Genomic DNA, 14,585 nt, shown 5'->3' on the forward strand with positions numbered 1-14,585 from the left:
GTATGGTGCTTGCTTGGCGTTAGTCGCAGCCGGTTGCTGTTTTGTCAGTGGCCCGTGATTGGCTTGAGCCAGAGAGATGCCCGCAGTGGGTCCGTCCCGCTGCGGGCATCCGTCATTGAGGGCCGTGTCGGTTCCGCAGGAAAAACGCCGTGGAGGTGAAGGATATGGCAGCACGCGAGGGTCAGTCTTCGCTGCTTCAGCCCTCATTGCTGCAAGGATTCCCGGACCGGACACCGGCAAGCGGTCCTCCGTTGGCCGAGGACAATCCAGTGGCCCGCGTGGTTCTCGAGTCCGGCCTGCCCCATCTGGACCGGCCCTTCGATTACAGCGTCCCCGCCGAACTGTCGGCTGCCGCCGTTCCTGGCGTACGGGTAAAGGTCAAGTTCAACGGGCAGGAGTTGAACGGCTATCTGGTGGAGAGACGCGCGGACTCCGATGCCGCCCACCCACTGACCCCGCTTCATAAAGTGGTGTCCGGGGTGGCGGTCCTCACTCCCGCCGTCCTCGAGCTTGCGGGCACGGTGGCCGCCCGGTACGCCGGAACATTGAGCGATGTCCTCCGGACTGCGATTCCGCCACGGGTTGCCAAGGTGGAGAAGGAATTGCTTTCCGGAGACGCAGAAGCTGCAACGGGTGGGCCTGAAACGTCGTCGGTGCCTGCTCGCGCTTGGCGCGCCTACTCCAACGGCACACCGTACCTGCAGCATCTTGCTGCCGGTGGTTCACCCAAGGCCGTGCTCACCGCCCTGCAGGGTTTTGGGACGGAAGGGTGGCCCGAACTGGTGGCCACCGCGGTAGCCACAGTCCGATCCTCCGGGCGCGGTGCGGTGGTGGTGGTGCCCGACTACCGTGATCTTGAACGGTTGGAGGCGGCACTGGCTAAGCTTTTGCCGCCGTCGGACGTCGCCCGTCTCACTGCTGACGACGGCCAGACTCCGCGGTACAGAAACTTCCTCCGGGTCCTGAACGGGGCAGCCGGGGTGGCCATTGGGACCCGTTCGGCGGCGTATGCACCTGTTCGGGACCTCGGGTTGGTGGTGTGTTGGGACGACGGCGACGACCTCCACATAGAGCAACGGGCACCGTATGCGCACGCACGTGAGGTCCTGCTCCTCAGGGCCGAACAGGAGAACGCCGCATGCCTCATGGCTGCCCATAGCAGGAGTACCGAACTTCAGCGCTTGGTGGAGCTTCAGTGGGCCGTTCCCATCGAGGCCGCAAGGACAACCGTGCGGTCCACGGTGCCCAGGGTGCTCAACACTGCAGACAGCTTTGAGCAGGAACGCGATCCCTTGGCCCGGATTGCGCGACTGCCCGGGGCTGCGTGGCGTGCAGCCAAGGAAGGCCTGGAACGTGGCCCCGTTTTGGTCCAGGTGGCCCGGGCCGGCTACGCGCCGTCGCTGGTATGCGAGACATGCCGCGAGCTCGCCCGCTGTAAAGCCTGCCAAGGCCCGTTGGCTGTCTCCAGCGGCTCCGCGATGCCCACCTGCAAGTGGTGCTCCACCCCGGCGCCGCAGTGGCGCTGCAGTCACTGTCATGGGACCAGGCTGCGCAGGGGAGCCACGGGGGCCATCAGGACTGCCGAGGAACTGGGACGGGCATTTCCCGGCCACGCTGTGGTGACCTCATCCGGGGAGCAGGTCAAGTCAAGCGTGCCGGACGTGCCGGCCCTGGTGGTTGCAACCGTGGGGGCGGAGCCCGTGGCCACCAATGGCTATGCCGCTGCGTTGCTGCTGGACGGCAATTCCTTGCTTCGGCGGGAAAACCTTCGCGCCGGCGAAGACACGGTTCGCCGCTGGTTTAATGCCGCTGCACTGGTGCGGCCAGCAGCAGAGGGCGGCCTCGTGGTCATTACCGCGGACGACACCTCAGCTACCGGGGCATTGTTGCGGTGGGACGGGCCTGGATACGCTTCGCGGGAACTGGCGCTCCGGAAGGAACTTCAGCTCCCGCCAGCGGTCCGGGTGGCCTCAGTCACCGGCGACAGGGCCGACGTCGAGCATTTCGCCAACGCCTTCGAGGCAAGTGTCGCGCTGCCTGCCGGGACCAAACTTCGCGTTGCCGGGCCTGCCCCAGTAAATCTGTTCGCCGGAGCGGGGCAGGGCGCTGACCTTGAGGCCGAGGTGAGGACGCTGTACTTCATCCCTTACGCCCATGCGGCGGAGACCACCCGTGCCATGCGGGCTGTCAAGGCTGCCAGTGCCGCCAAACGGACGTCCGGCCCGGTGCAGTTGCGCTTGGACGGCGTGGACGTCCTCTAATTGCAGCCCGCTACTTCCTGTTCCCCCGCAAGGCCACAGCTTCCTCCGCGGCGGCAAGAAGTTGCCGGGCGGATTCGTCCCAGTTGAATTCCGCCGCTTGCTCCACGGACTTGCGGGAGCGCTCCTGCCAGAGCACGTCATCACCAAGGGCGGTCACTGCCGCGGCGAAGTCCGCGGACGATTCCGGGTCCACGTAACTCACGGCGTCGCCGCCGACTTCCCGGAAAATTGGGATGTCGCTGGCGATCACGGGCGTGCCCAGCGCCATGGACTCCACCAGCGGCAGGCCGTACCCCTCCGCACGCGAGAGGCTGATGAGCGCCGTCGCCCTTTTGAGAAGCTCTTCATACTCCGCATCAGTGACGCCGTTGTGGAACTGTACCGAAGCTCCGTGCGGAATCATGGCCTCCAGCTCCTCGCGTCGCTGTGGCGTGATCCGGCTCAAAAGGTGCAGGCTGAAGCCCGGGAGCCCGGCCATGCCACGGATCATGGTTTCCACGTTTTTGTAGGGCATGAATGAACCCATGTAGAGCACGGTCTTCTCCGCTCCTGCAGCGGGATCGCGTGGGGTCTGTCCCGGCTGGGGTGCGTTGCCGACAATCCGCACCGGCCTCTTGGTCAGCTTGTATTTGGCAATCAAGGCCTCAGTGGTGCTGCTGATCGTAGCCACGACGTCGGCCCGGTTCAGCAGCAGCCGTTGCGGCCAGAAGGCCTTGTGGTAGAGCCGCCAGAGCACTCGCACAGGCGCGGGAAGGAATCCCGGGGGGGCGGGGTGCTCGTAGTAGATCAGGTCGTGCAGCGTGAGGATCAACCCGTACTTCCGGCCGACTGTGCCCATGGTCTGCATGGGGCACACCACGACGTCGGCGTTAAGCGGGTTGACCTTCCGGGCCACGAACAACTCCATGGGCGACAGCGGGCTGTTGACCAGGACGTACGGCACGTCGGGAAGCAATGCCAACTGGCGCTTGTCGCTGATCAGCATGGTGACGTCTGCGACCTTCGATGTGGCGGCTATGAGGCTCGACCCGTAGCGGCTGATGCCATCGTGGTGGTCCGTCCTAGTAAAGCGGGCGTCGATGACTATTTTCACGCGGGGTGTTCCTCCAAGAAAGTACGGATGGCAGCAGCCGCCGGCGCCGGCGTCTCGTAATGGATCAAATGCCCGACGCCGGGAATTACTTCCAGCTTGGCGTCGGGTAGGCGCTTCACCAGTTTGTATTGGTCGGGCAGGGTGGCGATCTCATCCTTTTCGCCCGCGACAAGCAGGACGGGCAGCGCCAGTTTTTCGGCGACCTCCGCTACGTTGCCCGAAACCGAGGCTTTGAAGGATTCGAGCAGGCTCTTCCTGTCCGAGAACGCACTGAAGTAGGCATCGTGTTGCCCATGGATGAAGCGGCGGAGCCCCTTGTCTTTGGTCTTGGCCATGGTGATGCTCATGACCCGGACAATCGCACGGTTCCTCAGGATCGCCAATCCCAGCCGCCGGGGGAGCTTTGCTGACGCCTGGTAATAGAAGACGGCGAGCTTGGTCATGATGCCCTTAGGCCCTTCCAGCGCCGGAGCCGCGATGGGATTGACCAAGATCAGGGGAGAAACAGCGCCCGGATGGGCCGCCACGAAGTGGCTTGCCACGATCGAGCCGAAAGAGTGCCCGAGCAAGACCGTCTTGGGGCCTAGTCCGAGGGCGCTCATGAAGCCCGAAATGAACCGGCCATATCGTTCAACGGTATGCTCATCGCCCATGAAAGGATCAGAGCTTCCGAACGCAGGCAGGTCGGGCATGATCAGCCGCATCTCCGATAGGTGGTCAGCGACCCGCAGCAGGCCATGGTGATCCCCGCGGAATCCGTGGATAACCAGGATGGTGCGTGTTTGGGGCGTCAGCGTGACCGGTTCGTACGTCCAATAGGCTACGTTGCTGCCATCAACAGTCACTTCGAATGCGTGCGTCCTCCCTGCAAGGGACGCGCTGAAGAAGTCGCTGCGGGTCTGCCCGCCATGGGAGAAGCTCGCGGTCTCCACCTTTTCCATATGGCTGCTCCTAGTTCACGTTGTCCGGGTGCGAGCCCGTGCGATGGTGGCGTTCGAGTCCGGCGATTCCATCCATGTCTCCGGAGTCCAGCTCAAAATCGAAGACGTCAAAGTTCTCCTTGATCCTTTCCGCCGAGCTTGCTTTGGGAATGACCAGGTTCCCCAGTTGCAGGTGCCAGCGGAGAATGATCTGGGCAGGCGTCCGGGCATGTTTGTGCGCAAGCGACACAATCGCCGGGTCAGCCAAGACCTGGCCCCGGCCGAGCGGGCTCCAAGCTTCAGTGGCGATGCCAAGCTGTTCGTGCAGTGTCCGCAAGCTGGTCTGCTGCAACCATGGATGCAGCTCCACTTGGTTGACGGCTGGGACCACTTCGGCCTTGTGCATGAGCTCTTCAAGATGTCCTGGCTGGAAGTTAGAGACGCCGATCGCGCGTACCTTGCCCTCGCGGTAAAGCGTCTCCATGGCTTTGTAGGTCTCGACGAAGAGTCCCTTGCCGGCGCACGGCCAGTGGATGAGGTAGAGGTCGATGTAGTCCAGTCCCAGATTGGAGATGGAGGTGTCGAAGGCCCGGAGCGTGGCATCGTAGCCGTGGTGGTCATTCCAGACCTTGGTGGTCACGAACACGTCTTCCCGCATCAGGTTGTGGACGGCTTCACCGGAGCCGCCTGTAGTCCCAACAGCGGAATCTGCTTGTGCGGCGTCGCCGATCGCCCCTCCGATTCCGCGGCCAACGCCCACCTCATTGCCGTACATGGCGGCTGTATCGAAGCGCCGGTACCCTGCGGTAAGTGCCGTTGCAACGAGCAACCCGGCGTCAGCGGGGGGTACCTTGTAGAGACCGAACCCCAGGCGGTCCATCTGTACGCCGTTGTTTAGTGCCATTCGGGCAGGAAATCTCATAGCACGACTCTACCTATACCTCGCGATGTTGTTTCTGGAGGCTGGTGCTGCGGCGGGTTAAGTTGCGGGTTAAGGCGAGACCTATCCTTCGTGGGCGGAGGCGACCAAGCGCCGGGCAGAGGCTTCGTCGAGGATGAGGTCTGTGGCCAAACCTGCAGCGAGCGCCCCCTGCAGTCCGTTGATTTTTGACGCCCCGGACACCACGCAGATCCGTCGTCGGACTTGTCGTAGTTGTTCGTGGCTCGGTCCGGTTGACCGCTCGTTGAGCGTGATGCCGTCTGAGGAACCGTCGCTTCGGAAGAAAACGGTCGCTACATCGCCCACGACGTCGTCCGCCGCCAGGACTGCGAGGTCTTGTTCGTCCAGGTAGCCGCCTGCGTAGACGTGGCTCGGGTAATCGGAATGGACGGTGCCCACGCCGAAGATGGCGATACTCATACGGGCTTGAAGGTCCAGGATGCGTTGAACGCTGCGTTCATTCCACATAGCCGTCTTGGTTGCGGCGTGGTCAAAGAACGCCGGGACGGGAAATTGTTCAACCCGCGCACCGTACGCGGCTCCGAAGCGGCGCATGATGTCGCTGGCATATGTGATCCCTGTGGTTTGCATGTTTCCTGCGCCGTTGAGCTGCACCACGATGCTGTCGTGGGTGATCTTGCGCGTGAGCTGGCGGCTGACCGCGCTGAGCGTCGCGCCCCATGCCACGCCGATGATGGCATTCGAGTCCACCAAAGGTCCGATGGTCCTTGCGGCCTGCATGGCCACGCGGTCCAACGTCTCTGCTTCGTTCAGCGTGTCCAGTACGGGAACGACGTGGACGTCGACGCCGAATTGGCTGCGGATCTGGCTTTCCAGCTCAGGCCCTGTGTCAAAAGGACTCCTGATCTGGACCTGTACCAGGCCGGTTTCCCTGGCGGAGGATAGGAGCCTGGACACCGTGGAGCGGGATGTCCGGAGTTCCCGGGCGATCGCGTCCATGGTCAGGTCCTGCAAGTAATACATCTGTGCAGCTCGGAGCGCATCTGCGTGTCGTGATCGTGCCATCCCATATCCTTACTGCACGTTTGTGCAAATAGCTTGACTCCATTTTCCACCTTAGCCAGATTAGTGGTGAACGGTGCAGCAGCGAGCCTCGCAGCGCACGAGCCGAGCCCAAGGAGCAGTTTTGGGACACAACAAGAATTCAGGTACCTCCGGCCACGCAGCACAGCGTGATTCCGTCATTGCATTGCAGGAGCGGCCGTCAGCGAAGGTGCTCATTATCGGTGGTGGGATCAACGGCGTCGGAACCTTCCGTGATCTGGCGCTGCAGGGAGTGGACGTCGCCCTTGTGGAACGCGGCGACTATTGCCAGGGTGCCAGCGGTGCATCGTCGCACATGATCCACGGCGGTATCCGCTACCTGGAAAATGGCGAGTTCCGCCTCGTCCAGGAGTCCGTGGTGGAGCGCAACAGGCTGCTGCGCATCGCTCCGCATTACGTGAAGCCGCTGCAGACCACCATCCCCATTTTCAGCACCTTCTCGGGAATCCTCTCAGCGCCCATGCGCTTCCTGACGCACAAGCAGGGCAAGCCCAAGGAGCGCGGTGCGTTCCTCATCAAAGTTGGCCTGAGCATGTACGACTTCTTCTCACGTGACGGCGGCAGCGTTCCGCGCCACCAGTTCTGTGGCCGGAGCAAAGCCTTGGCTGAGCTTCCCAAGCTGCACTCCGGGATCAAGTACGCGGCTACCTACTTTGACGCCTCGGTCCATAACCCCGAGCGCTTGACCCTTGACGTCCTGCAGGACGGCGAGAAGGCAGGCCGCGGCGGCGGGCTGCCGGGAGGAAGCGCCCGTGCCAGCAACTACGTCTCCCTGGTATCGATGGGTGCGGAGGGTGTCCTCCTCCGGGACGAACTGACCGGCAAGGAATTCGAGTTCCAGGCTGACGTCATCGTGAACACTACGGGTGCTTGGGTGGACCTCACCAACGCCGCCATGGGCGCTGCCAGCAAATACATGGGTGGCACCAAGGGCTCGCACATAGTCCTGGACCACCCTGAGCTGCTCGCTGCCTGCAACGGCCGGGAGATCTTCTTCGAACACACTGACGGGCGCATCGTCCTCATCTACCCGATGGGTGATCGCGTACTCGTTGGGACCACTGATGTGGACGCTGAAATGTCCGAAGACGCAGTGTGCACGGAGGAGGAGATCGACTACTTCTTCGATCTGGTGGGCCATGTATTTCCCACCATCAAGGTGGAGCGCGAACAGATCGTCTACAGCTTCGCCGGTGTACGTCCACTGCCCCGCCACGATGCAACCCAACCCGGGTTCGTCTCGCGTGACTACCGGATCGAACGCAGCGTCCGCACCGGCAGTGATGGCTCGGCAACGCCTGGCGGTAAGGCCGCCGTCGTACTCAGCCTTGTAGGCGGTAAGTGGACCACCTTCCGCGCCTTGGCAGAACACATGACCAACGATGTCCTCCGTGAGCTCGGCATGGAACGTAAGGTCTCGACGGCGAAGCTCGCCATCGGCGGCGGCGCCGGCTTCCCGGCATCGGTGCAAGCCGAACAGGAATGGATCAAGCAGCACGTGGGCCCCGGCCTGGACGCCGATCGGGTAGCGATCCTACTGACACGCTACGGAACCCGTGCGGCGGCAGTCATCGACTACCTGAAAGCCGGGCACGACTCGCCGCTGCGCTCAACCCGTGAGCTGAGCGTCCGCGAGCTGGCCTACATGGCTGAGCATGAGCAGATCGGGCACTTGGTGGATGTACTAATCCGCAGGACATCCCTGGCTTTCCGTGGCCTGGTCACGGGGGAGTTGCTCAATGAGATTGCCGCAGCAATCGCCCAGCCCTTGGGATGGGACCCTGCACGCCGGGAAACCGAAATCCGTCACGCCCAGGACGTACTTCGCAGGTTCCACAAAGTCGAGGTGCACAGCCTCGTAGCCTGAGCGCAGGCGAGGCAAGAAGCTTGACCGTCCCACGTGCGGTAGGGGCGGAAATGGGGTAGGAGGACCGGCTGGTCCTCCGCACCGGGACGGTACCAATGATGTGCCGTCCCAACAGCCTTCCTCAACCCGCGAGGAGGCTGACAACAGAAAAATGAGGAGTCAAAGATGTCTCTTGGAATTGTTTTCCTTTCCGAAGTATTCGGAACCATGATGCTGACCCTGTTGGGTTGCGGCGTCGTGGCAAACGTTGCGCTCAGAGGCACCAAGGGCAACAACGCTGGATTCTTGATGGTGACGTGGGGATGGGGAATTGCGGTTTTCGCGGGCGTTTTCGTGGCCGCAAAGTCCGGCGCGCACCTGAATCCGGCCGTCACTTTGGGCCTGTTGGTCAAGGGCAGCAAGAACTACGCACCCGACGTCGCCGTTAGCTTTGGCTCGACGTTGACGTACTTTGGCGGGGAACTCCTTGGTGCTTTCCTGGGCGCCGTGGTTTGCTGGCTGGCCTACAAGCAGCACTTCGATGAGGAACCGATAGCGGCAAACAAGCTCGGTACCTTCTCTACGGGACCGGCGATCCGCTCCACCCCGTGGAACCTTGTCACCGAAATCATTGGCACGTTCGTCTTGGTATTCGTGATCCTGACATTCGGTGGCACACCTTCGGGACTTGGCCCGCTCGCTGTGGCCTTGCTCGTCGTAGGCATCGGCGTTTCCCTCGGTGGTCCCACCGGCTATGCCATCAACCCCGCCCGTGACCTGGGTCCCCGCATTGCGCACGCCCTCCTTCCCATCAAGGGCAAGGGGTCAAGCGATTGGGCGTATGCATGGATCCCGGTTGTTGGCCCACTGGTGGGCGGCGCACTTGCCGGCCTCGTGGCCATCTGGGTACCGGCCATCATGCCGGCCGTCGCCGGCTAAGCGGACACCGTCCGCACTGGCACCACAATCAAGCTGTATCCGACTAACACCAGCGAGCCACTAAGCCACTAAGCCATTAAGCGGTTAAGCCATTAAGACAAGGACGTCACCATGAATCAGTACATCATCGCCATCGACCAGGGCACCACCAGCTCCCGGGCCATCGTTTTCGACCACGCAGGCACCATCGTGTCCACCGGCCAGATGGAACATGAGCAGATCCTCCCGCAGGCCGGCTGGGTGGAACACAACCCGGCGGAAATCTGGAACAACACCCGTGAGGTCATCGGGTCTGCCCTGTCCAAGGCAAACCTGACGCGGCACGATATTGCCGCCGTCGGAATCACCAACCAGCGGGAGACCGCCGTCGTTTGGGACAAGAACACCGGGGAGCCGGTCTACAACGCCATCGTCTGGCAAGATACCCGCACCCAGCCGATCGTGGATCAACTGGCCCAAGACGGCGGCCTCGAGCGGTTCAAACAGAAGGTCGGCCTGCCGTTGGCCACCTACTTCTCCGGTACCAAGATCAAGTGGATCCTGGACAACGTCGACGGCGCACGCGAAAAAGCCGAGGCCGGCGACCTCTTGTTCGGCAACACCGATGCTTGGGTTCTCTGGAACCTGACCGGCGGCGTTGACGGGGGCGTGCACGTCACCGATGTCACCAACGCTTCGCGGACATTGTTCATGGACCTCGAAACACTCCAGTGGGACCAGGAGATCCTCGACGTCTTCGGGGTCCCGGCCTCCATGATGCCCACCATCAAGTCCTCCTCCGAGGTCTACGGCCACGTCCACACGTCGCAGCTGCTTCGTGAAACCCCGGTGGCTGGAATCCTCGGTGACCAGCAAGCTGCAACCTTCGGCCAGGCAGCCTTTCAGCCGGGTGAAGCAAAGAACACCTATGGCACCGGTTGCTTCCTCATCTTCAACACTGGCGAGGAAATCGTTCACTCCAAGAACGGCCTGCTCACCACCCTCGGCTACAAGCTGGGCGACGCGAAGCCGCACTACGCGCTGGAGGGTTCCATCGCGGTCACCGGGTCGCTCATCCAGTGGCTACGCGACAACCTCGGCATGATCAGCTCCGCCCCGCAGGTGGAGGAGTTGGCCGCCGCCGTCGAGGACAACGGTGGCGTCTACATCGTCCCCGCCTTCTCCGGTCTGTTTGCCCCTTACTGGCGTGCGGACGCCCGTGGCGCGATCGTTGGACTCACGCGCTTTGCCAATAAGGGACACATCGCCCGCGCTGCCCTGGAAGCCACCGCTTTCCAGACCCGTGAGGTCCTCGACGCCGTCAACGCTGACTCGGGTGTACCGCTGACCGAGTTGAAGGTCGACGGCGGAATGGTCGCCAATGAGGCCCTCATGCAGTTCCAAGCAGACATCCTCGGCGTGCCCGTGGTCCGTCCCAAGGTCGTTGAAACCACGGCCCTTGGCGCGGCCTACGCAGCCGGTCTCGCCGTCGGATTCTGGAAGGACCTCGGCGAGCTCAGTGCCAACTGGAACGAGGACAAGCGGTGGGAGCCGCAGTTGCCGGCCGAAGAGCAAGAACGTCAAATGCGGTTGTGGAAGAAGGCCGTCACCAAGTCGATGGACTGGGTCGACGAAGACGTGAAGTAGTCACCCACCAGAGGTTCCGGGGACTCCCGCCCCGCCCGCTTCGCGGTGCCCACCACACCATGGCGGGGAGTCCCCGGAACCTCTCTCGGCGCACGTACGTCGTGCGCCCCGGCCCAGGCGCTTGGTGCGGTAAGGTATTTGTATGCGTGCGATCCTTCTGCTTAGCTAGCCGCCCGGCACACCATAGCCGTGCGGCAGCCCCTCCATTGTTGAGGGGCTTTTGTGTGTCCGGGGCTTTCCGGGCAGCAGCAGGAGCCAACCCGCCATCGAAGAACAGAAGAGGGCAGCAGTGAGCGTTCAGCCGGAGACAGAGACCGGAACACCAGTGGCACCCGCGGCCGAAGCGCCTGAAGAAGGCGTCTACAGTTTCGCTGCCATGGAGGCCAAATGGCCACAGGTATGGGAAGACCTCGGCGTCTTTACCCCGCTTGACGACGGTTCCCGGGAACGCCGCTACGTGTTGGACATGTTCCCCTACCCGTCCGGTGACCTCCACATGGGCCACGCTGAAGCGTTTGCCATGGGCGACGTCGTTGCCCGGTACCTGCGTCAAAAGGGCTTCGATGTCCTCCACCCGATCGGCTGGGATTCGTTCGGCCTTCCGGCTGAAAACGCAGCCATCAAGCGCAACGCCCACCCCAGTGAGTGGACCTATGCCAACATCGACACCCAAGCGGCGTCCTTCAAGCGATACGCCATCTCCGCTGACTGGTCGCGCCGCCTCCACACCTCCGACCCTGAGTACTATCGCTGGACCCAGTGGTTGTTCAAGCGGTTCTATGAGCGCGGCCTGGCGTATCGCAAAGACTCGCCCGTGAACTGGTGCCCAAAGGACCTCACTGTCCTGGCCAATGAGCAGGTGGTCAATGGTGCTTGTGAGCGTTGCGGTACCCAGGTCACCAAGAAGTCGCTCAACCAGTGGTACTTCAAGATCACCGATTATGCGGATCGCCTGCTGGAGGACATGGACCAGCTCAAAGGCCACTGGCCCGAGCGCGTCTTGGCCATGCAGCGGAACTGGATAGGTCGGTCCGAGGGCGCTCACGTACGGTTCGTCATCGAAGCTACAGAAGACCGGGCCGAACGTGAGGTTCCCGTTTTCACGACGCGCCCCGACACGCTCTACGGTGCGACATTCTTCGTCGTAGCCGCGGATGCGCACTTGGCGCTGGATTTGGTCACCCCGGAGCAACACGACGAGCTCATGGCATACCGTGAGAAGGTCAAGGCGCTGTCCGAGATCGAGCGGCAATCCACGGAGCGTGAGAAAACTGGTGTGTTCACGGGCCGTTACGCCATCAACCCCCTCAACGGTGAGAAGCTCCCGGTCTGGGCCGCCGACTACGTCCTGGCCGACTACGGCACCGGGGCAATCATGGCCGTGCCTGCCCACGACCAGCGTGACCTCGACTTCGCCAAGGCCTTCGACCTGCCAGTGCGTGCAGTCGTGGATACCGGGGAGGAAGACCCGGCGGAGACCGGGGTAGCTACCGCGGGCGAAGGCACCTTGAAGAACTCCGGTGAGTTGGACGGCCTGTCCAAGTCGGAGGGCATCCCGGCCGCCGTCGCCATCCTCGAAAAGCTCGGAACGGGCGAGAAATTCGTCAACTTCCGGTTGCGTGACTGGTTGCTGAGCCGCCAGCGCTTCTGGGGAACCCCCATTCCCATCATTCATTGCGGCGAGTGTGGTGAGGTGCCGGTTCCCGATGACCAGCTGCCCGTCCGGCTCCCGGAAAACCTGCGCGGCGAGGCACTTGCGCCAAAGGGCACGTCCCCGCTTGCTGCCGCCGTCGAATGGGTCAATGTCGAGTGCCCCAACTGCGGCCGGGCCGCGCAGCGCGATACCGATACCATGGACACTTTCGTGGACTCGTCCTGGTATTTCCTGCGCTTCGTTTCGCCGGATTACACAGAAGGTCCGTTCGATCCCGAAAAGATCAACAATTGGATGCCCGTGGGGCAGTACGTTGGCGGCGTCGAGCACGCCATCCTGCACTTGCTGTATGCGCGCTTCTTCACCAAGGTCATCAAGGACATCGGCTTGATCGAGTCCAATGAACCGTTCACGGCGCTGCTGAACCAGGGCCAGGTGTTGAACGGCGGCAAGGCAATGAGCAAGTCGCTCGGCAATGGCGTGGATCTGGGCGAGCAGCTGGACAAGTTCGGTGTCGATGCCGTCCGCTTGACCATGGTGTTCGCGTCTCCTCCCGAGGACGACGTCGACTGGGCTGACGTGTCGCCGTCGGGTTCAGCGAAGTTCCTTGCCCGGGCTTGGCGCTTGGGCCAAGATGTCAGCAGCGAGCCTGGCGTCGATCCCGCCACTGGCGACCGCGCGCTCCGGACTGTTACTCACAAGACCATAGCTGACGCCGCGGAACTGCTGGACAACAACAAGTTCAACGTTGTGGTTGCGCGCCTGATGGAGTTGGTTAACGCCACCCGGAAGGCCATCGACGGCGCAGCCGGTGCTGCGGACCCTGCCGTTCGTGAAGCCGCGGAAGCCGTCGCCGTCATCCTTAGCCTCTTTGCCCCATACACCGCAGAGGATTTGTGGAGCGCCCTGGGCCATGAGGCATCGGTGGCAAATGCGGGGTGGCCGGAACACGACGAGTCGCTCTTGGTCCAGGAAACAGTGACGGCTGTTGTCCAAGTACAAGGCAAGGTCCGCGACCGCCTGGAGGTTTCGCCGGACATCACCGAGGACGCCCTCCGGGAACTCGCGCTGGCATCCGAGAATGTCCAACGTGCCCTGGACGGCCGCGGTATCCGCACCGTAATCGTGCGGGCGCCTAAACTGGTGAACATCGTCCCCGCCTAGCGGAGATTCGGCCGCCGGCGCTATGCCGGCGGCCGGCCATCATCGTTGGAGGTTGCGTGCCCGAGCGAGAACCGCCCGCCTGGATATGGCTCAAGGAACGGGTGTCACGGCTTCGCCAGCCATCCGCAACGGTACCTGTTGTTGACGGCCTGCGTGCGGACCCGTTGTCCGCCGTCGTTACCACTGCGGTGGTCACTGACTCGGCGGCAGCCCTGCCGGCCGACTGGGTGTCGGCGTTTAGCTCCGACGGCCGCCTGACCGTGGTTCCCATGCCGGTCATGGTGGGTGAGGAAATATACGGTGAAGGCGAAGACGACATCACCGAGACACTCTCTGTTGCGTTGGCCGCTGGCGCCTCAATCAAGACATCCCGGCCCTCTCCCGGCCAGTTCGAACAGGCCTACCTGGCCGCGCAGCGCCGTGGATTCAAGGCTGTTGTCTCCATACATCTCTCATCGGAACTCTCCGGAACCGTCGACGCCGCCCGCCTCGCTGCTGCACGCGTGCCGATCCCCGTAGAAGTTGTGGATTCCCGCACCGTGGGGATGGCGCAGGGCATGGGGGTCCAGAGCGCGGTGGTGGCGGCAGCGGACGGGCAGGGTATGGCCGAGGTTCGCGGCTTTGCCGAGCGGCGGATGGAACGCACCAAGGTCTATTTTTACGTTCCGAGCCTTGAGCAGTTGAGGCGCGGTGGCCGCATCGGAGCGGCTGCATCATGGTTGGGTACCGTTCTGGCCATCAAACCCATTCTCGCGGTCGACGGCGGCAAGATCGTGCCGCTCGAAAAGGTGCGTTCGGCGGTGCGTGCGGTTGCGCGCCTTGAGGAAATTGTGGCTCAGGACGTCTCCACCCGGCCGCCGGGGCAACAAAGGCTCGCGGTGCATCACTTCGGAAACCTTGCTGAGGCGCAGGGGCTTGCTGCTCGTCTCGCGGAGGCATGTCCGCAATGCCCGGCTCCCCAGATCAGTGCGTTACCGGCCGTTTTGGCAGCGCACGCAGGCTTGGGTGTGCTGGCCGTTATTGTGGGCGAAAGCAGTACACCCACGAGCTGACTATCTCTGTTTGTCCACATAGCCC

Annotated in this window: 10 protein-coding genes; 6 read left to right on the forward strand and 4 right to left on the reverse strand. The window is 62.8% G+C overall.

Translation table 11 applies throughout. The features are described 5' to 3' along the window. The first annotated feature begins 164 nt into the window (after positions 1-164). Complete coding sequence (locus tag QRN04_RS02445) at positions 165-2,261, forward strand: primosomal protein N' (RefSeq protein ID WP_284974565.1); 2,097 nt, start codon at positions 165-167, stop codon at positions 2,259-2,261. A gap of 10 nt (positions 2,262-2,271) precedes the next feature. Here the strand turns inward: QRN04_RS02445 and QRN04_RS02450 are convergent, their stop codons facing one another. From QRN04_RS02450 to QRN04_RS02465, 4 genes are all read right to left on the reverse strand, one after another. Next, positions 2,272-3,354: a glycosyltransferase family 4 protein gene (locus QRN04_RS02450; RefSeq protein WP_284974566.1), complete on the reverse strand. Its 1,083-nt coding sequence runs from the start codon at positions 3,352-3,354 to the stop codon at positions 2,272-2,274. Then, positions 3,351-4,295, reverse strand: coding sequence for an alpha/beta fold hydrolase (locus tag QRN04_RS02455; RefSeq protein WP_284974567.1), 945 nt, complete (start codon positions 4,293-4,295; stop codon positions 3,351-3,353). Before QRN04_RS02455 ends, QRN04_RS02450 begins: the two co-directional genes overlap by 4 nt. A 10-nt stretch (positions 4,296-4,305) precedes the next feature. Beyond that, positions 4,306-5,196 (reverse strand): aldo/keto reductase, encoded by an 891-nt coding sequence (locus tag QRN04_RS02460; protein WP_284974568.1) that lies wholly within the window; start codon positions 5,194-5,196, stop codon positions 4,306-4,308. Positions 5,197-5,277: 81 nt separating this feature from the next. Further along, complete coding sequence (locus QRN04_RS02465; protein WP_284974569.1) at positions 5,278-6,240, reverse strand: sugar-binding transcriptional regulator; 963 nt, start codon at positions 6,238-6,240, stop codon at positions 5,278-5,280. A 121-nt stretch (positions 6,241-6,361) separates the two neighbouring features. On the opposite strand from QRN04_RS02465, the gene QRN04_RS02470 reads away from it, so the two are divergent. From QRN04_RS02470 to QRN04_RS02490, 5 genes are all read left to right on the forward strand, one after another. Next, positions 6,362-8,146, forward strand: a complete 1,785-nt coding sequence (locus tag QRN04_RS02470) for a glycerol-3-phosphate dehydrogenase/oxidase (RefSeq protein ID WP_284974570.1) — start codon at positions 6,362-6,364, stop codon at positions 8,144-8,146. A gap of 165 nt (positions 8,147-8,311) precedes the next feature. Further along, complete coding sequence (locus QRN04_RS02475; protein ID WP_284974571.1) at positions 8,312-9,064, forward strand: MIP/aquaporin family protein; 753 nt, start codon at positions 8,312-8,314, stop codon at positions 9,062-9,064. 111 nt (positions 9,065-9,175) lie between these two features. After that, complete coding sequence (gene glpK, locus QRN04_RS02480) at positions 9,176-10,690, forward strand: glycerol kinase GlpK (RefSeq protein WP_284974572.1); 1,515 nt, start codon at positions 9,176-9,178, stop codon at positions 10,688-10,690. 289 nt (positions 10,691-10,979) lie between these two features. Beyond that, a complete protein-coding gene (gene leuS, locus QRN04_RS02485; RefSeq protein WP_284974573.1) occupies positions 10,980-13,508 on the forward strand; it encodes a leucine--tRNA ligase in 2,529 nt (842 codons plus the stop codon). Positions 13,509-13,564: 56 nt separating this feature from the next. Next, complete coding sequence (locus QRN04_RS02490; RefSeq protein ID WP_284974574.1) at positions 13,565-14,560, forward strand: DegV family protein; 996 nt, start codon at positions 13,565-13,567, stop codon at positions 14,558-14,560. The last annotated feature ends 25 nt before the right edge of the window (positions 14,561-14,585 follow it).

This window comes from Arthrobacter sp. efr-133-TYG-104, assembly GCF_030208915.1.
GTDB lineage: Bacteria > Actinomycetota > Actinomycetes > Actinomycetales > Micrococcaceae > Arthrobacter.

Excerpts from the sequence above, each read along its gene's own strand:
- QRN04_RS02455 (WP_284974567.1), bottom strand. The coding sequence starts at position 4,295 with ATGGAAAAGGTGGAGACCGCGAGCTTCTCCCATGGCGGGCAGACCCGC.
- QRN04_RS02465 (WP_284974569.1), bottom strand. The coding sequence starts at position 6,240 with ATGGCACGATCACGACACGCAGATGCGCTCCGAGCTGCACAGATGTAT.
- glpK (WP_284974572.1), top strand. The coding sequence starts at position 9,176 with ATGAATCAGTACATCATCGCCATCGACCAGGGCACCACCAGCTCCCGG.
- QRN04_RS02460 (WP_284974568.1), bottom strand. The coding sequence starts at position 5,196 with ATGAGATTTCCTGCCCGAATGGCACTAAACAACGGCGTACAGATGGAC.
- QRN04_RS02445 (WP_284974565.1), top strand. The coding sequence starts at position 165 with ATGGCAGCACGCGAGGGTCAGTCTTCGCTGCTTCAGCCCTCATTGCTG.
- QRN04_RS02475 (WP_284974571.1), top strand. The coding sequence starts at position 8,312 with ATGTCTCTTGGAATTGTTTTCCTTTCCGAAGTATTCGGAACCATGATG.